General features: G+C 43.2%; 19 protein-coding genes. All 19 read right to left on the reverse strand.

All coding sequences use genetic code 11. From position 1 onward, the window contains the following. Window positions 1–88: 88 nt before the first annotated feature. Entirely contained in the window at window positions 89–973 is an 885-nt protein-coding gene (gene dapA, locus EV207_RS06520) for a 4-hydroxy-tetrahydrodipicolinate synthase (protein WP_279389175.1), read from the reverse strand. Window positions 974–987: 14 nt separating this feature from the next. Beyond that, on the reverse strand, window positions 988–2226 hold the full coding sequence (gene dapG / locus EV207_RS06525; protein WP_132744873.1) for an aspartate kinase: 1239 nt from the start codon (window positions 2224–2226) through the stop codon (window positions 988–990). A 20-nt stretch (window positions 2227–2246) separates the two neighbouring features. Beyond that, a complete protein-coding gene (asd, locus tag EV207_RS06530; RefSeq protein ID WP_132744875.1) occupies window positions 2247–3302 on the reverse strand; it encodes an aspartate-semialdehyde dehydrogenase in 1056 nt (351 codons plus the stop codon). A gap of 137 nt (window positions 3303–3439) precedes the next feature. Beyond that, on the reverse strand, window positions 3440–4033 hold the full coding sequence (locus EV207_RS06535; protein ID WP_132744877.1) for a dipicolinate synthase subunit B: 594 nt from the start codon (window positions 4031–4033) through the stop codon (window positions 3440–3442). Next, complete coding sequence (dpaA, locus tag EV207_RS06540; RefSeq protein WP_132744879.1) at window positions 4033–4926, reverse strand: dipicolinic acid synthetase subunit A; 894 nt, start codon at window positions 4924–4926, stop codon at window positions 4033–4035. Before dpaA ends, EV207_RS06535 begins: the two co-directional genes overlap by 1 nt. A 177-nt stretch (window positions 4927–5103) precedes the next feature. After that, window positions 5104–6345, reverse strand: coding sequence for a M16 family metallopeptidase (locus tag EV207_RS06545; RefSeq protein ID WP_132744881.1), 1242 nt, complete (start codon window positions 6343–6345; stop codon window positions 5104–5106). A 98-nt stretch (window positions 6346–6443) separates the two neighbouring features. Beyond that, complete coding sequence (locus EV207_RS06550; protein ID WP_132744882.1) at window positions 6444–7409, reverse strand: polysaccharide deacetylase family protein; 966 nt, start codon at window positions 7407–7409, stop codon at window positions 6444–6446. Between the two features lie 334 nt (window positions 7410–7743). Continuing rightward, a complete protein-coding gene (gene pnp / locus EV207_RS06555) occupies window positions 7744–9867 on the reverse strand; it encodes a polyribonucleotide nucleotidyltransferase (RefSeq protein ID WP_132744884.1) in 2124 nt (707 codons plus the stop codon). A 92-nt stretch (window positions 9868–9959) separates the two neighbouring features. Next, complete coding sequence (gene rpsO, locus EV207_RS06560; protein WP_132744886.1) at window positions 9960–10229, reverse strand: 30S ribosomal protein S15; 270 nt, start codon at window positions 10227–10229, stop codon at window positions 9960–9962. A gap of 171 nt (window positions 10230–10400) precedes the next feature. After that, complete coding sequence (locus EV207_RS06565) at window positions 10401–11351, reverse strand: bifunctional riboflavin kinase/FAD synthetase (protein WP_132744888.1); 951 nt, start codon at window positions 11349–11351, stop codon at window positions 10401–10403. 12 nt (window positions 11352–11363) lie between these two features. After that, entirely contained in the window at window positions 11364–12275 is a 912-nt protein-coding gene (gene truB / locus EV207_RS06570; RefSeq protein ID WP_132744890.1) for a tRNA pseudouridine(55) synthase TruB, read from the reverse strand. Window positions 12276–12332: 57 nt separating this feature from the next. Beyond that, complete coding sequence (rbfA, locus tag EV207_RS06575; protein ID WP_132744892.1) at window positions 12333–12680, reverse strand: 30S ribosome-binding factor RbfA; 348 nt, start codon at window positions 12678–12680, stop codon at window positions 12333–12335. 17 nt (window positions 12681–12697) lie between these two features. Then, on the reverse strand, window positions 12698–12979 hold the full coding sequence (locus tag EV207_RS06580) for a DUF503 domain-containing protein (protein ID WP_132744894.1): 282 nt from the start codon (window positions 12977–12979) through the stop codon (window positions 12698–12700). Next, window positions 12976–15162, reverse strand: a complete 2187-nt coding sequence (gene infB, locus EV207_RS06585; RefSeq protein ID WP_132744896.1) for a translation initiation factor IF-2 — start codon at window positions 15160–15162, stop codon at window positions 12976–12978. Before infB ends, EV207_RS06580 begins: the two co-directional genes overlap by 4 nt. A gap of 4 nt (window positions 15163–15166) precedes the next feature. Next, on the reverse strand, window positions 15167–15484 hold the full coding sequence (locus EV207_RS06590; RefSeq protein WP_132744898.1) for a YlxQ family RNA-binding protein: 318 nt from the start codon (window positions 15482–15484) through the stop codon (window positions 15167–15169). A 3-nt stretch (window positions 15485–15487) separates the two neighbouring features. Continuing rightward, window positions 15488–15757, reverse strand: a complete 270-nt coding sequence (gene rnpM / locus EV207_RS06595) for an RNase P modulator RnpM (protein ID WP_132744900.1) — start codon at window positions 15755–15757, stop codon at window positions 15488–15490. A 12-nt stretch (window positions 15758–15769) separates the two neighbouring features. Further along, entirely contained in the window at window positions 15770–16987 is a 1218-nt protein-coding gene (gene nusA / locus EV207_RS06600) for a transcription termination factor NusA (RefSeq protein ID WP_132744902.1), read from the reverse strand. Window positions 16988–17058: 71 nt separating this feature from the next. After that, a complete protein-coding gene (gene rimP, locus EV207_RS06605) occupies window positions 17059–17529 on the reverse strand; it encodes a ribosome maturation factor RimP (protein WP_132744904.1) in 471 nt (156 codons plus the stop codon). Window positions 17530–17665: 136 nt separating this feature from the next. Beyond that, window positions 17666–21961, reverse strand: a complete 4296-nt coding sequence (locus tag EV207_RS06610) for a PolC-type DNA polymerase III (RefSeq protein WP_279389176.1) — start codon at window positions 21959–21961, stop codon at window positions 17666–17668. Window positions 21962–22024: the final 63 nt, after the last annotated feature.

Raw genomic sequence — 22024 nt, forward strand, 5'->3', positions numbered from 1 at the left:
AAAATTAAAGTACAAGTTCAAAAATAATAAAATGTGCTGGGAAGATAATTTTAGGGATCAGCCGTCAGTGCTGATCCCTTATTTAATGCTATTTAACTTTTTGGAGGTAGATTTCATATACCTTATTTAGGCTAGCATGCTCATCTTCATTCAGAGGCAGCATAGGGAGTCTTACCCCGCCAGCTTCAACGCCATTTTGATTTAATAATGTTTTAACAGGAACAGGACTTGGGGCTGCAAATATCGCCCGCATTAATGGCAGCATAGTCAAGTGGTCTTTTGCTGCACCGCGGTGATCGCCCGCGAGGAACGCCTCTATCATTTTTGACATGTGCCCTCCAACAAGATGCGAAGCAACCGAGACAACGCCCTGTCCACCGATCGAGAGGGCGGGAAGTGTCAAGCCATCATCACCGCTGTATAATACAAAATCGTCTGCTGTTTGTGCAATAATTTCAGCCATCTGGTCGAGGCTGCCGCTTGCCTCCTTGACTGATGTAATGTTATCAATTTTGGATAACTCAATAATCGTATCGGGAGTGATATTCACTGAAGAACGTCCCGGGATGTTATAAATCATTATTGGCAGCTTGATATTTTCGGCAATCGTTTTAAAATGCTGATAAAGCCCTGATTGATTTGGTTTAGAATAATATGGCGCCACAATCATTATGCCGTCGACACCCAATGCTTCGGTCTCCTTGGAAAACTCAATCGTACTTTTCGTATTATTGCTGCCTGTCCCCGCGATCACTGGGACGCGGCCGTCCGTAATTTTTACAACCTGTTCAAATAATTTAAGCTTCTCAGCGTTTGAAAGTGTCGGTGATTCACCTGTTGTCCCGGCTACAACAAGGCCCTCGGTTTTATTTTCTATTAAATGCTCAACTATTGCTGTCGTCCGTTCGAAGCATACTTCCCCTTTGTCGTTAAAGGGGGTGACCATCGCTGTTAACAGTCTACCGTCATTCAAAACTTCCAGCTCCTTTAAGATTGATCAATCGCCACTTCATGATCCTCTTTTTCCAGTTCAAATGTTTTATGCAAGGCAATCACGGCCTGCTTCATTTGATCTTCATCCACCAGCACCCATATCGTCGTATGAGAGTCAGCTGATTGCAAAATACGAATGCCGCTCTTCGTAAGCGTGTTTACGATTTTGGCGGTAACACCGGGCGTACCGGCAATTCCCGCACCGACTAAGGACACCTTTGCACAGCCTCTGAGTACCTCTGGCTGATAACCTAGTGAGGCCAGCGTTTCAACGGCGAGATCCGCCAATGGCTCCATGACTGTATAAACAACACCTTGCGGGCTGATGTTGATCAGGTCAACACTAATTTGTTTTACCGCCATTGCTTTGAAGACCTTGGACTGCAGGTCAAAGTCATCTTTTTTGGCGTTGACACGAATTTGAACAACACCACCGAGGTTTGTTATGCCGGTAATAAGCCTTTCCTGAACATCTTGACCCCTTCCTCTTTTTTTAATCGTAGTCACTAATGTTCCAGGGTCGTCGTGGTGTGTCGAACGAATTCGCATTGGCACCTTCGCGTTCATAGCAATTTCGACTGCTCTAGGATGAATCACTTTCGCCCCTTGATAAGCCATATTGCTGACTTCATTGTAGGTGAGAACTGATAATTGACGGGCATCAGATACAATCCGAGGATCCGCTGTCATCACTCCCTTAACATCTGTAAAAATATCAATCCATTCGGCATTTAGAGAGGCACCAAGCGCTGCGGCAGACGTGTCGCTGCCCCCTCTGCCAATCGTTGTCGTCTCCCCAGCATTCGTTTGACCTTGGAAGCCTGCAACAACAACCACATCCAATGCTGCCAGCATTTTTTCAATCCGCTCAGTTTTCATTTCCATGATACGGGCCCTTGTAAACGTATCATTGGTTCGGAATCCCGCCTGACCACCTGTCAATGCCTCGGCCTTCAATCCGTTTTCTTTTAACATATTAGAAAATACAATGGATGAAATTGTTTCACCACAAGACATAAGCAAATCGGTTTCACGCGGCGAAGCAAAACGTGGATTGACCAGCCCAAGCAGAGTATCCGTCGCATAAGGCTCACCTACACGTCCCATTGCTGAAACAACTATGACAACCTTATAGCCTTCATCCACTGCCTTAATAACATGCTTTGCTGCCCGCTGACGGTCATCCTCTGATTTGACAGATGTCCCGCCAAATTTTTGAACAATGATATTCATATTGCTACGAACTCCTTCATTTAAGCTTTAATAATTCCGAGTTTAACTAAGCTTTCTGCAATTTGAACGGAATTCCAGGCAGCACCTTTCAAAAGATTATCTGAAACGATCCACATATGATAACCGCCCGCATAATCTGGATCTTTACGGATTCTGCCGACAAAGACCTCTTTTTTTCCTACTGCATCAACAGGCATCGGATAGACTTGTTGTTTAGGATCATCCTGAAGAACAACTCCCGGTGCTTCTGACAATAACCGCTTGATGTCAGGGGCTGACGCATCTCCTTCGTTATCAACTTCAATATATACTGATTCCGCATGACTAGTCGCGATCGGCAATCGGACACAGGTTGCTGTCACCTTCAACCCCGAATCACCCATGATTTTCTTCGTTTCATTGATCATTTTCATTTCTTCAAAGGTGAAGTCATTTTCCTGAAATTTATCAATTTGCGGGATAGCGTTAAAGGCAATTTGATAATGTTTGTCATCACCCTTAACCGGCAGAATATTAGGTTGAGTGTTTTTCCCGTCTAAAACATCTCTTGATTGTGTTTCCATTTCTTCGAGAGCAGACAAACCCGCACCTGATACAGCCTGATATGTGGATACAATAACCCTTTTAAGACCGTATGACTTGCGTATAGGTTCCAGTGCTGCAACCATCTGTATAGTTGAACAATTCGGGTTGGCGATAATCCCCTGATGATTAAATAACTCATTTTCGTTTACCTCAGGAACAACAAGCGGAACCCCATCATCCATTCGATAAGCGCTTGTATTGTCTATGACAATAGCACCTCTTTTAACAGCTTCCGGTGCTAGTTGTTTTGAAATAGAGCCACCTGCACTAAAGAGAGCGATGTCGATACCTTCAAAGGCTTCGGGAAGAGCTTCTTTTATTGTTATCTCTGTTTCTTTAAATAATATCGTTTTCCCAGCTGATCGTTTGGATGCAAGAAGGGTTAATTCTTTGATCGGTAATGCGGACTCTGATAACATATCCAGCATTTGTTTTCCTACTGCACCAGTTGCTCCTACAACAGCCACGTGTAATCCATTTGTATTTAACATGATAACTGCCTCCTTCGATCCATCGTTTATTAGGTATAAGTTCATTTAATTGAATGAAGGAGAAACAGATAACGTTTCCCCTTACTAAAACTATTACTATTTTATCATAATATGTTTTGGATGGAAGAAGGATCGCCTTAATCCCTAAATTTCTCTATGATCAAAGGCTGCAATTGCTTCCCATTTATCGCTTCTTCAACTGTATCTTTCATCAGCGACATCCTCGCGACGAGTGAATTAGGTTTCTTTTCCGGATCATCCTGCCCAAATGGTATAAAATAAATATTTTTCGCTGCAAGCAACTTAGTGATATTGGCGCCGTTAAGACCTAATCCGTCATTTGTTGATATACCCAGCACCACAGGATTAAGATTTCTTAGGGTGGCTTTGGCAGCCATTAAAACAGGAGAATCCGTCATAGCATTAGCAAACTTGCTGATTGAATTTCCTGTTAGCGGCGCAACAACCATGCAATCAAGCGGTGTTCTTGGTCCAAAGGGTTCTGCTGTTACAATAGAGTCAATGACTTCGTTTCCAGTTAATTCTTCGACTTTCTTAATCCAATCACGTCCGTCACCGAATCGAGTTACTGTATTTTTTACTGTATAGGTGACAAAAGCCGTCACTTTGGCGCCATCATCAATAAAGTCCTGAATATGCGGAACAACCTGGTCATAGGTACAATGTGATCCCGTAATCCCTAATCCAATATGTTTCCCCTCTAGACTCATTACCTTGAACCCCCTTGAAATTTATCTTGCAGCAGTTCCGATAGGACATTTGCGATAATTCTCCCTGCTGTCTTGGGCGCGACGATCCCAGGGAGTCCTGGAGCTAAAATGGCTTTTATTCCCCGCTTTTCCGCATAACGAAAGTCGGTGCCTCCCGGCTTTGATGCCACATCAACAATTAGGGCATTTACCGGCATATTGGATAAAACCTCGCCGTCCAAAACCCTTGCCGGAATTGTGTTAATGCATACATCGATATCGTGGACATTCTGTTCAAGATCTCGAATATAAAATGGCTTCATACCCATCTCAGAAACCCTTGCCAGGTGTTCAGGTCTGCGGGCCCCCACCCGTACATTGGCACCAAGCGCCTGAAACGTTCGTGCAAAAGACATTCCGATTCTGCCTAGGCCTAATATGACAACTTTTGATTGATTGATGGTGATATCGGTATTTTGGATCACCATCATTAGAACTCCTTCAGCGGTGGGAACAGAGTTATATATAGCAACATCATCACGTTCAAATAACTCCACAATATCCCTATTTGATTCTTTGGCAATAGAACTGAGATATGGTGTGCTGATACCGGTATAAATGGTACAATGCTTCGGGGTCCTTTTGAGCCACTCCTTGGTTATTTTCACCGTTTTATCCGAAAATATTGTTTCTATAATTCCCTCGTCGCTTGCCCCGCTTGTCGGTAATATAATACTGTCTACTTCGGCGCAGTCAACTTCATCCAATTCGACTTTTGAAGTCCCGTTATAATTCTGATCAAGCTGGTCAAACCCGACTAATGATAGCTGAGCATCAAGTTCATTTAATTTTTTGATCACCTCAAGCTGTCTGGCATCTCCACCTAAAATGACGAGTTTCTTCCCTGTTAACATTTGCAGGCATATCTCCCCTCTCTAAGTAATTAGGCGTTCGAGGGAACGTATTTTAGTGAATCCTCGGATTATAGTATGTGGGGGGTGCTCGGACGGTGAGCAAAAAAAAAAGCAACCGCCCATTGTTCAAAAAGGGCGGTTTACTATTTGGCCGGCACTTTTGGCCGCTTAAACAATTTATTTATTGATTGCCTTCGGAAGCGCTCCCGAAGGGCTGATAACTGAACAGGAAAAACTTCCGTTAAAAATAGAAGCGGCAATTTCATGCACATCAGAGAGAGAAACAAGGTCAATTTTGGTAGACATTTCATCCATCGGTCGATCACGGCCCAAGATTAGTTCGTTCTTGGCATTTCGGCTCATTCTGCTGCTGGTGCTCTCAAGACTTAACATCATATTTCCTTTGATTTGTTCCTTGCTGTTTCTTAATTCCCTTTCACTGACACCTTTTTTCACCAAATGATCAAGAGATGCAAGAACCGTATCGTAAAGCTGGTCAAGCTGTTCTGCGCCTGTTCCTCCGTAAACTGTCAATAGACCACTGTCCCTATATGACGTGTGATATGAGAATATAGAGTAGGCGAGCCCCTTGTCCTCCCTAACCTCTTGGAACAATCTGCTGCTCATGCTGCCGCCGAGAATATTATTCATTACGATTAACGGATAAACGCTTTCATTACCATTTGCTATTCCTTTAAAACCAAGGCAAATATGAGCCTGTTCTGTTTCCTTTTTTCTGGCAAGTTTGCCAGAGTGAAACACCGGTGCCTCATGCCCGATCTCTTTCGCGGTGACATCGTATTGAGAAAAGGTTGCATCAACAGATTCAATGATTGATTCATCAACATTTCCGGCAATTGAGACGACAATATTATTAGGTGTATAATAATTGTTCATATAATTTCTTAGGTCATCCGAATGAAATTTATTTAGCGTTTCCTCAATACCAAGAATGGGGTAGCCAAGTGGATGTTGACCGTAGCTTGCTTCACTTAGCAGATCATGGACGAGATCATCCGGAGTATCTTCATACATCTTGATTTCTTCGTTAACGACTTGCTTTTCCTTTTTCAGCTCACCCTCATTCAGTGCTGAATGAAAAAACATATCCGAAAGCACATCAACTGCATATAGAGCATGTTCATCAAGAACCCTTGCATAATAACATGTATATTCCTTCGAAGTAAACGCATTCACTTGACCGCCAATCTGGTCAAATGCTTCCGCGATGTCACGTGCACTTCTTTTGGCTGTTCCTTTAAAAAGCATATGCTCAATAAAGTGTGAAATTCCGTTGTTTCTTTCCGTTTCATGACGTGATCCTGTTCCAATCCAGACACCGATCGTTACGGAACGTACGGTGGGGATTTTCTCAAGTAAGATACGCACGCCATTCGAACAGGTGTGCTTTTGTGTCAAAGATGTCTCCTCCTAAGTCCAGTCATTCTTTTTCCTAGAACCACTATAACATTTTAGACAATCAACCACAATTTTGAGACATTTTGAAAGTATTTTTTCTACCGGTTTATTCTTTTTTCGCTCATTAGTTCCGATACCGTGCCGAATCGGTACCCTTTTTCTTTAATGCCGACTATCATGTCCTCCAAACCAGCTGCAGCAGATTTCGTTGGGTGCATTAAAATCATTGAGCCGCTCTCTACCTTTGTAACAACGTGTCTGACCATGTCCACTGGTGAAGGATTTTTCCAATCCACAGTGTCCACGGTCCATAAAATTGTTTTCATTCCAAGCTGATCAGCGGTATCAACCGTTTGCTGATTAAAACTGCCGCTTGGCGGTGCAAACCATTTTGGTTTAATATCTAACGTTGCTTGAATAATATCATTCGTCTTTTTTAATTCTTCTGTTGTTTCAGCCTTAGACCGTTTGTTCAAGTCTGGATGGCTGTATGCATGATTACCAATATCATGTCCTTCTTCACTTATCATCTTAGCGAGGTCAGCATTCTTTTTGGTCCAGCTGCCGTCAAGAAAAAACGTTGCTTTAATATGATACTTATTTAACATCTTTAGAATTTGCGGGATGTATTCATTTCCCCATGCCACATTTATTAATAACGATACCATAGGCTTTTCCGGGTTCCCGCGATAAATTGGGGCAGGCCGTAAATCATTCAAATGAATATTCGGCGGCACTTCTGAATAAACAATTTTTTCAGTATCAAAACCATCCTGCTTCATCTTTTTATAACTAGCCTTAATGTCAACAGACAAACCGTTATAACCCGGAATGGCTTTCCAAATCTTATCTATTTTTGCATCAATAGGTTTGATATCATGTTTGGCACTAAATACCTTAATTTTCTTATACAAGTCATTATGTATTGACCCTGCTGACGACGTCATGGCTTTTGTTGCATCTGGCCAAATAAACATGGCGGTATATGGATTTGTGAAACTTCCAAGGGTTAACACTAGTAAACCTGCAAAAAGTATGAGATGCATGGCATGTTTTCTTTTCATACCTATTCCCCCCTTGTACAACTTTATGCACTTTGGTAAGGGGAGTAGAACAAGTCTCAGGGAATAAAGAAAACCGATTGGCGAAGCCAGAGGCGTAGTTGCGACGCACAGGACGTGCTAGTACTGGCGTTGTAACAGGATGTTACGTCTTTAGCCAGTGCACTTATGTGCGTCAGAAAGGCTACTGCTTGAATCCGCTTCTTTGCTGCCTTGCGACAAAACGAAGTGGAGGAGCATAACTATACTTTGCTGCCTTGCGACAAAACGAAGTGGAGGAGCATAACTATACTTTCTGATTAACTAAAAAAAGAAGCGGGTCCTTTTGACCTGCCTCTTATTCCTGACTATTCTTTTCTTCCTTTTCTTCCTTTTCATCAGTCATGGCTTGTTTTCTTGACAGCTTAATCCTGCCTTGTTTGTCGATATCAATGACTTTTACCAAAACCTCATCGCCAAGGCTCAGGATGTCTTCAACTTTATTAACACGTTTTTTATCAAGCTCGGATATGTGAACAAGTCCGTCTTTTTGGTTGAAAAGTTCTACAAAAGCACCAAACTTTTCGATACGTTTGACCTTTCCTAAGAAGATATCGCCAACCTTTACTTCCCGGACCAGATCTTCAATAATTCCTTTTGCCCTATCGTTCATTTCGGGATCGCTCGAGGCAATGAAGATTGTACCGTCTTGCTCAATATCAATTTTTACTCCGGTATCCTCAATAATTTTATTAATGATTTTCCCGCTTGGTCCAATCACGTCGCGAATTTTATCAGGATTAATCGTCATGGTTAAAATTTTAGGTGCGTATTGTGAGAGTTCTTCTCTCGGTACGTCTAGTGTAGCCAGCATTGAATTCAAAATGGTCATGCGGCCTTCTTTTGCCTGATGCAGAGCCGTTTCCAGGATATCACGGTTAATTCCAGAAATCTTAATATCCATTTGAAGAGCAGTCACGCCTTTTTCAGTGCCGGCAACCTTAAAGTCCATATCGCCAAGGGCGTCTTCCATGCCTTGAATATCGGTTAAGACAACAACATCGTTCTCGTGCTTTACAAGACCCATTGCAATGCCGGCAACCGGAGCCTTAAGCGGAACCCCCGCATCCATCATGGCGAGTGTACTGGCACAAATGCTTGCCTGTGATGTTGAACCATTTGATTCAAGAACTTCCGATACAAGACGGATCGTGTAAGGGAAAGAGGTTTCAGAAGGAATGACAGGCTCTAATGCGCGTTCGCCAAGCGCACCATGTCCAATTTCTCTGCGTCCCGGTGCTCTCATTGGGCGTGCTTCGCCAACGCTGAATGGCGGAAAGTTATAATGATGCATGAATCGTTTGGATTCTTCAGCATCCAGCCCATCGAGGATTTGAACGTCACCAAGTGCTCCTAAAGTACAAATGCTAAGGGCTTGGGTTTGTCCCCGAGTGAAAAGACCCGACCCATGCGTTCTTGGCAATAAGCCGACATCAGAAGAAAGCGGCCTAATTTCGTTGATGCGCCTACCATCAGGACGAATATGCTCGGTAACAATCATGCGCCGAACCTCTTCCTTAACAATCTTATGTAAGACATCCTCAACTTGTCCAATATCATCTTCATTTTCATTAGCCTCAAAGACTTCAAGAACCGAAGCTTTCACTGCATTAATCGCATCTTCTCTTGCATGTTTTTCAAAAGTCTTGATCGCTTGCTTCATGCGGTCGCCGACCAATTCACGAACGCGCTGCTCAAGCGCTTCTTCTGCTTTAAATAGAACAACGGCCATCTTTTCTTTTCCAAGTTCAGCCGCAATCTTTTCCTGGAAAGCAACAAGTTTTTTGATTTCTTCGTGTCCAAATAGAATGGCATCAAGCATGACTTCTTCAGGTACCTCATCCGCCCCTGCTTCTACCATATTTATAGCGGCTTTGGTGCCGGCAACAGTGAGATGGATGTCGCTCTTTTCCATTTGTTCAACCGAAGGGTTTATCACAAATTCACCATCAACCCGTCCGACAATCACACCGGCGATCGGCCCGTCAAAAGGTATGTCAGAAATGCAAAGTGACAGAGATGATCCGAGCATTGCTGCCATTTCGGAAGAACAGTTTTGATCAACACTCATGACCATACTGACAATTTGGACTTCATTTCGGAAACCGTCCTCGAATAATGGACGTATTGGACGATCAATAAGCCTGCTGGCAAGGATCGCTTTTTCACTAGGCCGGCCTTCCCGTTTGATAAAGCCTCCAGGAATTTTGCCAACAGCGTATAGACGTTCTTCGTAGTTCACTGTTAAAGGGAAAAAAGGTAAATCTTTTGGTTCGCTAGAAGCGGTCGCAGTTGATAAAACGACCGTATCACCGTATCGAACCAACACAGCACCGTTAGCTTGCTTGGCAAGGCTGCCAATTTCAAGAGTTAACGGGCGGCCGGCCCAATCCATGGTGAATGATTGCTTATCTTGTTCCATGATTATGGGTGCCCCTCTCTAATTTAATCGATTTGTTTAAACAATATTTTTTGCTAATAAAAAAGCGGGAAACCTCCCGCTTTTTTTAGTAATTATCGACGTAAACCGAGCTTGTTAATAAGCTCGCGGTAACGTGTAACATCGTTGTTACGCAAGTAAGTAAGAAGATTACGACGTTTACCAACCATCTTAAGTAGACCGCGACGTGAATGGTGATCCTTCTTGTGTGTACGCAAGTGATCATTCAGCGTGTTGATCTGCTCAGTTAGGATAGCAATTTGCACTTCCGGCGAACCTGTATCATTATCATGAGTTTTGAACTCACTGATCAGTTCGTTTTTACGTTCTTGAGTTAAGGCCATCCTGTTTCACCTCCTGTTTCGAATCCCCGTCAGCCCAGCAACCGCCGGTGTATGCGAATCGCCATGCTGCGGTTTTTTATACAACAATAATTAGCATACATGTTTTTTAGCCAGAATTCAAGTCATTACGGTAAAAGGTCGAAAAAAGCGAAAAATGCGGGTGTCCTTCTATTATAAACCATCTTCCTGAGAAAAATAACAAATCGCTTTTACTTTATCATTTTCCATTTGGGCAACAAGATCTTCTACATTATCAAACTTTTCCTCATCCCTTAGTTTCTTTCCCCAAGAGACGGTAACTTCTTCTCCGTAAAGATCACCATTAAAATCTAATAGGTACACTTCTATTGTCACAGGCTGATTATCATCATAAAAAGTCGGCCGAATCCCTATGCTGCACAATCCGTTATACCAGCGGCCATTCGCCTTCATTTGAACTGTATAAATACCATTTGCAGGGTAAACGTAGGGTGCATCACATTGTATGTTAGCCGTTGGGAATCCAATTGTTCGCCCGCGTTTGTCTCCATGGACGACAACACCCTTCATTTCATACGGCCTGCCCAAATACCGCGCTGCACGATCAACCGCACCATCTGAAATTAATTCGCGGATTTTTGTTGTACTAATTTTCTCCCCGTCCATATCAACCCTTGATATAACTGAATACGAAAACATTTTACGAGAATATTCGCCAATGTTTTCCATATTCCCTTTTGCCATTCTGCCGTAAGTATAATCGAAGCCTGCAACAACATGTTTGGCATGGAGCTTGATCAAGTATTCATCCACAAATTCCTGGGGTGAAAGGCGGCTGAAGGTCTCATTGAATGTGACAAAATAGATTAAATCCACCCCCAAATCGGCGATAACCTCCGCTTTAGCATCTGGAGGAGTGAGATAGTTGTCCCTTTTCCTCAACTGTTTTAGCACCATCGAAGGATGGGGGTGAAAGGTCATTACGGCTGCTTGCAGACCCTTTTCTCTAGCCATTTCGACACCGGCCTTAATAACTCTCTGATGGCCGATATGGACGCCGTCAAAATAGCCGAGTGCAATGACTTTCTCTTTTGTGTCGTCATGATTAATATCAGGCGGATGTGTTAAATATATCTTTTCCATTGCAGTCACCTTCTATAATTTATTAACAAGAACTTTATCAGGTTTCATTAATTCTGGTTTGGTAGGATGTTGCTGGTATATAGCCAGGCAATCACCATCCTTATTATATATGGTAAAGATACTATTTTGAAAGCCCTTTGGCAGATTTAAGACAGCACCGTTCATTACCCGCTTTGCTGTCTGGTCATCAACCGTCAATGATTTTAAGTGTTTTAATGCCAAACTCATGTCCGAAAGGCATGATGCAAAGCTGTCCTCATTAATTTTCTGTTGAAGCATTTCAAATGTGTAGCAGTTTTTCAAGGAAAAAAGACCTGATCGAACTCTTGTTAATTTTTCAAGATGGGCAGGGTAACCTAATGCTTTTCCAATGTCGACAGCGAGAGTTCTGACATATGTGCCTTTGCTGCAATTCACCATGAAAGGGATGATGTCTTCGAACCTATTCTCAACACTATTCAATGTTAAATCATAAATGATTACTTCACGCGCTGGCCTTTCCACAGTCAGGCCATTTCTTGCATATTCGTAAAGCTTCTTGCCATTGACTTTAACCGCTGAATACATAGGCGGTATCTGTACAATTCCCCCTATAAATTGATCAAAAACTGTTTCAATTTTCTCCCGTGTAAAACTCTCAGTAAGATCCATCTGTTCGATGACTTCCCCGGCCTGATCTTCAGTCGTAGTTGCTGACCCAAGGCGAATAACGCCGTCATAAGACTTTGGCAAGTCCGTAAGATACTGAGCGACCTTTGTTGCACGGCCAAAACAAATTGGCAGCACCCCATCGACAGCCGGATCTAATGTACCAGTATGACCGATCTTTTTATATTTTAACAGCCCCCTTAAGCGGCTGATACAGTCATGGGAAGTCATCCCCCTAGGTTTGTATAAAGGTAAAATGCCGGTATAATCCGCCATGGCAAAGCCCCCTTCTCTGCATGGAGAAAGGATAGACATCAGCCTATCCTTTCCCTGTTATTCCCCGTTATTCAAGTCATGAAGCAGTCTGTCGATCCGGTTGCCGTATTCGATCGATTCGTCAAATTTAAAGCTGATTTCCGGTGTTTTCCGCAATCGAATGCGCTTGCCAACCTCAGACCTGATAAATCCTTTAGCTTTGGATAAACCGCTGATGGTATCTTCCTTTTGTTCATCGTTTCCTAGTACGGTAATATAAACCGTCGCTTGCTGCAAATCGCCGGTCACATCAACCCCTGTGACCGTAACAAAGCCCACACGAGGATCCTTAATACGGTTGCCGATAATATCACTCAGCTCTTTTTTCATTTGTTCGCCAACCCTATGAGCGCGTAAATTTGCCATGTTGCTAACACCTCGCTTTAAAGCCATTCAAAGATGGTTTCAGTTCTTTCAATGTCACCGTTTTGATCGATCAGCTTGATTGCCTTTTGCAGCTCTCTCTCAACAGCGACTTTTTCATTTGCAACAGACGTGAATACTAATTCGGTCCGCTGCCATGCCTCATGGAAACTAATTTCAGCAGCAGAAATATTAAACCGCTGTTTGGCTTTGGTTAAAATGCTTTTAATGACGGCGCGTTTATCCTTAAGTGACTGTGCATTGTACAGCATGCATTCGCATCGCACAACGCCAATAATCATTTCTTAATTTCTTCCATCACATAGGCTTCCATCGTGTCGCCTTCTTTGATGTCATTGAACTTCTCCAGTGTCACACCGCATTCGTAGCCTGTTGCCACTTCTTTCGCATCATCTTTAAAACGCTTCAGTGTATCCACTTCACCTTCATAAATCACAATGCCGTCCCTTATTAAACGAATCCCGGCATCTCTAGAAATTTTGCCTTCCGTCACATAACAGCCTGCAATGGTCCCAACTTTTGATACTTTAAATGTTGTTCTGACTTCGATTTGGCCGATCACTTTCTCCCTAAATTCTGGATCAAGCATCCCTTTCATCGCAGCTTCCATCTCATCAATAGCATCATAAATGACACGATATAGGCGAATATCAACCTTTTCTGTATCCGCTGTCTTCTTAGCATTACCATCTGGCCGGACATTAAAGCCAATAATTATGGCATTTGAAGCGGATGCTAAAATGATATCAGACTCCGTGATCCCGCCGACACCGGTATGAATGATGTTAATTTTGGCGCCCTCAACATCAATTTTTCGAAGTGATCCAGCCAAAGCTTCAACAGAGCCTTGCACGTCAGCCTTAACAATCACGTTGATCTCTTTCATGTCACCTTCTTTTATTTTCTGGAAAAGATCATCCAGACTAACCTTCGAGGTTTCTCCGCGCTGAGCCATAAGTTCACGTTCTGCTCTTGTTTCACCGATTTGCCGCGCTTTCTTCTCGTCCTCAAAGACTTGAAATTGGTCCCCGGCATGCGGTACATCATTTAAACCTGTAATTTCAACAGGTGTGGCAGGTGCTGCTATCTTAACCCGGCGGCCAAGATCATTAACCATTGCCCTGACGCGGCCAAAGGTGTTTCCAACGACGATAGGGTCCCCAACCTTCAATGATCCATTTTGGACAAGCAATGTTGCGACTGGCCCGCGCCCTTTGTCGAGCTGTGCTTCGACAACTGTTCCTCTTGCCAGTTGATCTGGATTAGCCTTGTATTCTTCCATTTCGGATACAAGTAAAATCATTTCCAGTAGTTCATCGATACCTTCACCTTGTACAGCGGAAAGCTTGACGAAAATCGTGTCACCGCCCCAGTCTTCAGGGACGAGCTGGTGCTCTGTTAATTCCTGCATAACACGGTCAGGGTTAGCCCCTTCTTTATCCATCTTGTTAACAGCAACAATAATCGGAACGCCGGCTGCCTTAGCATGGTTAATTGCTTCAACTGTCTGAGGCATGACGCCGTCATCCGCTGCAACCACAAGAATGGTAATATCAGTGATTTGGGCTCCGCGCGCTCTCATCGTTGTAAAGGCAGCATGCCCTGGTGTATCTAAAAATGTGATGCGCTTGCCTTCATGGTCAATCTGATAAGCGCCAATATGCTGTGTGATGCCCCCAGCTTCCCCTGCAGTCACTTTAGTATGGCGAATAGAGTCCAAAAGCGTTGTTTTACCGTGGTCAACGTGGCCCATAATCGTCACAACCGGCGGTCTGATCACCGCTGTTTCCTCATTAATCTCATTGTCATAGTCCTCGAAGGCTGTCACATCAAATACGACTTCCTCCTCAGCTTTGACACCGTAATCATCCGCAATTAATTCAATTGTATCCTTATCAAGCTCTTGATTTTTGGTAGCCATAACTCCTAGAGCCATAAGTTTTTTTATAATTTCAGTTGATTCTCTGCCAAGTTTCTCAGCAAGTCCGCTAACGGTTAATGAACCAAGAAAAGTTATTTTTTCAGGCAGCTTCTTTTCTTGTTTTGGTGCCTGAGGCTTGCCGAAGTTTTTCTTAGACTTAAAGTTTTTATTATGATTCTGTGACCTGCGATGATTGTCTTTTTTAAAGTTACTTTTCTGCCGATTATTATTCGTTTTAGTTTCCTTCACACGTACCCCTGTATCTGAATCGCTTTTTTCCGATTCTGTTGATTTTCTGTTTTGTTTAACGTTCGGTCTTTGTTCTCTTGCTTCCGGTTTTTTATTAGAGCCGGGTTTTGGGTTATTGGGTTTAGGTTTCCCGGCTTGGGAACTGACGCTCTGACCCAGTTTTTCGATTGCCTTGTCATCAATGACAGCCATATGGCTTGAAACTGGAAACCCAATATTCTTTAATTTCGCTATAACATCTTTACTCGTTAACTGATGTTGTTTTGCAAATTCATAAACACGCATTTTACTCATACGTTCACCCCCGAAATGATTGATCAAACAAAGCGATCAATTTATTGCCTAAACCTGTATCAGTCACCGCTGCTAAAACGCGGGAAGGCTGGCCGATCGCATGACCAAGCTCTTCGCGATTTGGAACGGTCCTGAGCGGGATCTGATAGTAGGCACATTTATTGGTAATTGTTTTCTTTGTACGTTCAGATGCGTCTTCAGAAAGGATGACAATAATTGCTTTTTTCTGCCGAACAACGCGCATAACGGTTTCCTCTCCCGAAACGACCTTGCCGGCACGTTGGGCGAGCCCAAGAAATGAGTGCCATTTGCTATTTGACATTTATTATGACTGCTCCTCTACAAGCTTAAGCATATCTTCAAACACATCATCCGGAATTGGTGTTTGCAATTGGCGTGAAAGCAAATTCTTTTGACGAGCCTTCTCAACGCATTCTTTCTTCTTTGATAAATAGGCGCCTCTCCCATTTTTCTTGCCGGTTAAATCGAGCGATACCTCTCCTTCCGGTGATCGCACGATCCGAAACAGCGACTTTTTTTCCTCAGAATCTCCGCAGGCAATGCACTTTCGCATTGGTATTTTTCGTTGTTTCATGCTACTACCACCCTATTCCTCTTTGTCATTTGACGCTTCAGTTTCGGGCTGTTCATCTAATACTGCGGACTCTGTATCATCGTCATGCCGGCCGACATCAGATTCTTCTTCTGTAGTTACTTCTTCAGTCGGCTCTTCATCCCTTAAGCCTATACCGCTTCCAGGCAACTCGTAATCCTCATCAAGCATGCCTTGCTCTTCAGCATCCGTTTCACTTTTAATATCGATCTTCCAGCCGGTTAATTTGGCTGCAAGCCGGGCATTTTGGCCCCTTTTGCCAATGGCCAAGGAGAGTTGATAATCAGGCACAACAACTGTCGTTGCTTTTTCTTCCTCATTCACTAGTACCTTTACAACCTTCGAGGGACTTAAGGCATTGGCAACATATTCGACCGGATCAAGAGACCAGCGGACAATATCGATCTTTTCGCCCTTCAGTTCATTAACAATTGCTTGGACCCTGGAGCCCTTTTGACCGACACACGAGCCAACCGGATCAACCTCAGGATCTTCAGCGTGAACAGCAATTTTTGAACGGTCGCCTGCTTCACGTGCAATGGATTTCACTTCCACCGTGCCATCATAAATTTCCGGTACTTCAAGTTCAAAAAGTCTTTTTAATAATCCGGGATGGGTTCTGGAGACCATAACAGAAGGACCTTTTGTTGTATTTTCAACTTTGGTAATGTAGACCTTAATACGGTCATGTGGATGATATTGTTCGTTAGGCATTTGCTCGGATAATGGTAAAAGCGCTTCAACCCGTCCTAAATCCACATAGATGAAGCGATGATCAATCCGTTGCACAATCCCTGTCATTATATCGTCTTCACGGTCAATAAACTCTGAATAAATAACACCGCGTTCCGCTTCACGGACTCGTTGAGTAACGACTTGTTTTGCAGTTTGCGCCGCAATGCGGCCGAAATTTTTTGGTGTGACCTCAATTTCAACAACGTCGTCCAAATCAAATTGCGGGTTAATGTCCTTTGCTTGTTCCAAAGAAATTTGCAGCCTTGGGTCTTCAACCGCTTCGACAACATCCTTTCGGGCGAATACCTTAATTTGTCCCAGCCCTTCGTTAATATCGATCCTGACGTTTTGCGCTTGATTAAAATTTCTCTTATAAGCGGAAATGAGAGCGGCTTCCAACGCCTCAATCAGAATATCCTTGCTAATGCCCTTGTCTTTTTCAAGCGCTGAAATAGCATCTAACAGATCACTGCTCATTTTTCTTATTCTCCCCTTTTTCGGGCAACGTAGGTTGCCGATGTACTCATTACAAAGTGGATTAATTTAACTTAAAAAATGATCGCAAGCCGTGCACTCGCAATCTTTTCGTAAGGAATAACCACCGTTTCCATTTTTGTCTTCTTTTTGATCGCAAGTGTCATTTCATTGTCTTCGGCCTGAACGAGCTTGCCCTCAAAAGCCTTTTCACCGTTAATTGGCTCGTACGTCGTCACTCGAACATTTTTATCTATCGCTTTCTTGTAATCTGCCTTTCCTTTTAAAGGCCGTTCAGCGCCGGGTGAGGAAACTTCGAGGAAGTAGGCGTCACTTACCGGATCATCCTCATCCAATTTATCACTGAGTCTTTCGCTCACTTGAGCACATGTATCTAAATCGACACCTGCCGGCGAATCAATAAAGACGCGTAAAAACCAATTTTGGCCTTCCTTTACATACTCCACGTCGACTAATTCCAAATCAAGCTCCTCGAGTATCGGGGCTGCGAGCTCTTTTGTTAACTCCGAAATTTTACTAGCCATTTCAAGCCTCCTTTCAAACGAAAACGAAAGAGTGGGAAAATCCCACTCTTTGCAAACGACCTATTCACTAGTATTTCCAAATATAATATATCATAACCCCTTAGGAAAGGCAACTTTTACCTTGTGGCACATGAACTTAAAAGAGAGACAATTGGTTTGCATCAGGCAAACCCTCCAAACAACCATGCTGATCTAAATATTCCACAACGGTTTTGGAAAGTTTTGCACGCTTTTGCAAATCCTCTTTGGATAAGAATTCACCGTTTTCCCTCGCCTTTACAATATTTATCGCTGCATTCGTACCAACGCCTGGTAAAGCATTGAACGGCGGAATCAATGAATCATCTTCAACGATAAATTCCGCTGCTTCTGATCGATATAAATCAATAGACTGAAACCGGAACCCGCGTTCACACATTTCAAGTGCCAATTCAAGGACAACCAAAAGGTTCTTTTCTTTCGGTGAAGCATCGAGACCTTTTTTTTCTATGTCTTCTATTTTTGCCCGAATGGCATTTGCGCCCCGCCTCATGACATCGATATCGAAGTCATCGGCTCTAACAGAAAAGTATGTGGCATAGAAAAGAATCGGGTGATGCACCTTAAAATAAGCGATTCTTACGGCCATAAGCACGTAAGCCGTTGCATGGGCTTTTGGGAACATATATTTGATTTTAAGACAGGATCCAATATACCAATCCGGCACATTGTGTTTCTTCATTTCCTCAATCCACTCAGCCTGCAAACCCTTTCCTTTACGGACAAATTCCATAATTTTAAAGGCCAAAGACGGCTCTAATCCCTTATGCATGAGATATACCATGATGTCATCACGACACCCGATAACATCCTTAAGGACACAAGTCCCATTATTAATTAATTCTTGAGCGTTCCCAAGCCAAACATCTGTACCGTGGGAAAGACCTGAGATTTGCACAAGTTCAGCAAAAGTCGTTGGTTTCGTGTCTTCAAGCATTTGCCTGACAAAGCGCGTTCCAAATTCCGGAATACCGAGTGTTCCTGTTTTGCAGCGGATTTGTTCCTGATTGACACCAAGCGATTCAGTTGAGCTGAAGATCTTCATGACCGCGGCATCATCAGTTGGAATCGTCTTTGGATCCATACCGCTTAGATCTTGAAGCATCCTAATAACAGTCGGATCATCGTGCCCGAGGATATCCAGTTTTAATAAGTTATCATGAATAGAGTGGAAGTCAAAATGTGTCGTCCGCCATTCGCTTGTTTTGTCATCTGCAGGGAATTGGACAGGCGTAAAGTCGTAAATATCCATGTAATCCGGCACAACAATGATACCGCCGGGATGCTGCCCCGTTGTCCTTTTGACTCCCGTACATCCTGATGCCAAACGGTCAATTTCAGCGCCGCGGAAGTGGGCATTGATATCCCCTTCATAACCCTTGACGAAACCGAAAGCTGTCTTATCAGCAACAGTACCTATTGTGCCTGCCCGGTAAACTTTGTCCTCACCGAACAGTTCTTTCGTATAATTATGTGCGACAGGCTGATATTCTCCTGAGAAATTCAAATCAATATCAGGCACTTTGTCCCCTTTAAAACCAAGAAATGTTTCAAAGGGAATATCATGTCCGTCTTTTGTATAGTCAGCGCCGCATTCAGAGCAGACCTTATCAGGCAAGTCAAATCCGCAGGCGACGGACCCGTCCGTGAAAAATTCTGAGTGATGGCATTCAGGACAGACATAATGCGGCGGCAGCGGGTTAACTTCAGTTATGTCCATCATCGTTGCAACAAATGACGAACCGACTGATCCCCTTGAGCCTACCAAATAACCATCGATCAAAGATTTCTTTACAAGTTTATGAGATATTAGATAGATGACCGCAAAGCCGTGGCCGATAATGCTGTTTAACTCTTTCTCTAAACGCTTTTCGACGAGATCAGGCAGGTTATTTCCATATCTGCTCCGCGCTTCATCATAGCTCATATCCCTTACTTCGTCATCTGCACCTTCAATTTTTGGTGTATAAAGGTCATCGGGCACAGGAGCTATAGTCTCATCAACCAGATCGGCAATGTGATGCGTGTTCGTCACGACGACTTCTTTTGCCTTTTCTTCACCTAGAAATTTCAGGCTAGCAAGCATCTCATCTGTTGTTCTAAAATGTACTTTAGGTTGTGTTTGGCGATTAAGCGGATTTCCGGCTTGTGATGCTACAAGGATTTTCCGGTAGAGATGTTCATGTTCATCAAGATAATGAACATTTCCGGTGGCAACTACAGGTTTCTTCAACTTTTCGCCAAGCTTTGTCAAATTACTGATGATTTGTCTAAGTGATAATTCATCGTTAACAAGGTCTTTTTCGATGAGATGAGCATAGTTTTCCGGTGGCTGAATTTCAATGTAATCATAAAATTTGGCGACCTCCTCAGCTTCATCCGGGGACTTTTGCATCATTGCTTCAAACACTTCACCTTTATCACAGCCCGAACCGATGATGAGACCTTCACGATATTTTCCTAATTGTGACCGCGGAATTCTAGGCACTCTGTAAAAATATTGAAGGTGTGATAACGATACAAGTTTATACAGATTTTTCAACCCTGCTTGATTTTTGGCCAATAATATAATGTGGCTAGGTCTGACCCGTTCAAAGCTGCCTTGTCCCATATTGTCATTCAGCTGATCGTGAAATAAAATTCCCTTCTCCTCAGCATCCGTCAGCATTTTCCACATCAAATAACCGGTAGCCTCGGCATCATAAATAGCTCTGTGATGCTGGGTAAGCTCAATGTTAAAGGTTTTACATAACGTATTTAAACGATGATTTTTCATATCGGGGTACAAAAATCGGCCTAGTTCTAACGTGTCTATAACTGGATTTTTGGCCTTTTCATAGCCGATTCTTTCATAACCGATGTTCAAAAACCCCATATCAAAGCTTGCGTTATGTGCCACAAGCACACCATCACCCGAAAACTCGTAAAAATCCTTTAAAACGACATCTATATCCGGGGCATCCTGAACCATATCATCTGTGATCCCAGTTAATTCAATAGTCGTTTGTGATAAGGATTGATGTGGATTCGCAAAAGCTTCAAAGCGATCGATAATTTCCCCGCCTTTAACCTTTACAGCTGCAAGTTCGATAATTTTATGATAGACAGCCGATAACCCGGTTGTTTCCACATCGAAAACAACGTAAGTATCATCCGCAAGCTTTCGATGCTGTTCATTGTACGCGATCGGCACGCCGTCATCGACAAGATTTGCCTCCAAGCCATACAATATTTTTACACCATGCTTCTTTCCTGCTGAATAAGCCTCAGGATAAGACTGAACAACAGCGTGATCCGTTATCGCAATCGCTTGATGTCCCCATTCTTTCGCCCGTGCTACCAAATCGCCTGCCGTAAGGACCGCATCCATTTGACTCATTGCTGTATGAGCATGTAATTCGACACGTTTTTCACCCTCTGGTGCCTGATCCAATTTTTTGTTCGGGAGGATTTCCTGAATGTCATTGCCGATCATGACAAGATCGCGAACAAAGGTATCATTTTGCACACCACCGCGAACCTTCACCCACATACCCTTTTTTAAGCCCGTCAGCTTATGAACATCATCCTTGTCCCTTGAAAAGGTTTTGACGTGCATAGAATTCGTATAATCGGTCACCTTAAAGAGCAACAGTGTGCGCCCGCTTCTTAATTCACGGGTTTCTGCATCGAAAACATAACCCTGAATGGTAACCCGCCGCTCTTCATCTTCAATATGACTTAGCGGGATAGGGTCGTCCTTAATGTCATAACCAACTGCAAACGGCTTGCCAGAGTCCTCAGCTTCCTGCTGTTCTCTCTTGCGCTCCTGCTCAATCACCGCTTCTATCACTTTCTTTTTGTCTTCTTCTTCCCTTTGTTTGACAAACTGTTGATAGGCTTGATCCGACGCTTCAATTCTGACATCCATTTCTACCGTCGATAGACCGCACGTCTGCAAATGGTCGTTGAGAGAAGGTATCTTCCTTTTTAAAATGACAGCTTCGGTGTCATTTTGTACCGAAAGAATCATTTTTCTTTCTTCGAATGAAGGTTGCTGTTTCTTGATTAAGCCTTTTAACGAAGGCGACAAATCTGTCATTTGTTCTGTGATCATTTGCCAATAGCCGAGGATAAGCTGTTCATCAAAACGTGATTCGCGGGTATTGATTGAAAAGGTGATGGCCGCGATATGGTGAAAGTGTGAAACAAGCTGCTTTTGCAGCCATTGGTACACATGGACAGGCAAAGGCGACTCAAGCAAAAAAGAAAAATGCCATTTGCGTTCTTCTTGATGAACTGTCAATCGTTCGATCACACCATTTTGCATATATTTGTCAATGATTTCTTCAGGGGCTTGAATTTGATTGAGAAGAATCATAAAGCGGTCTTGTTTTGTTTTTCCTTCAACCACGGTTTTTCTCCTCCCGTTACTTAAGTTGCTAAAGAAAATGGCACCCCATTAATATTGAGGCAC

Source organism: Scopulibacillus darangshiensis (genome assembly GCF_004341035.1).
GTDB classification, from domain to species: domain Bacteria; phylum Bacillota; class Bacilli; order Bacillales; family Sporolactobacillaceae; genus Scopulibacillus; species Scopulibacillus darangshiensis.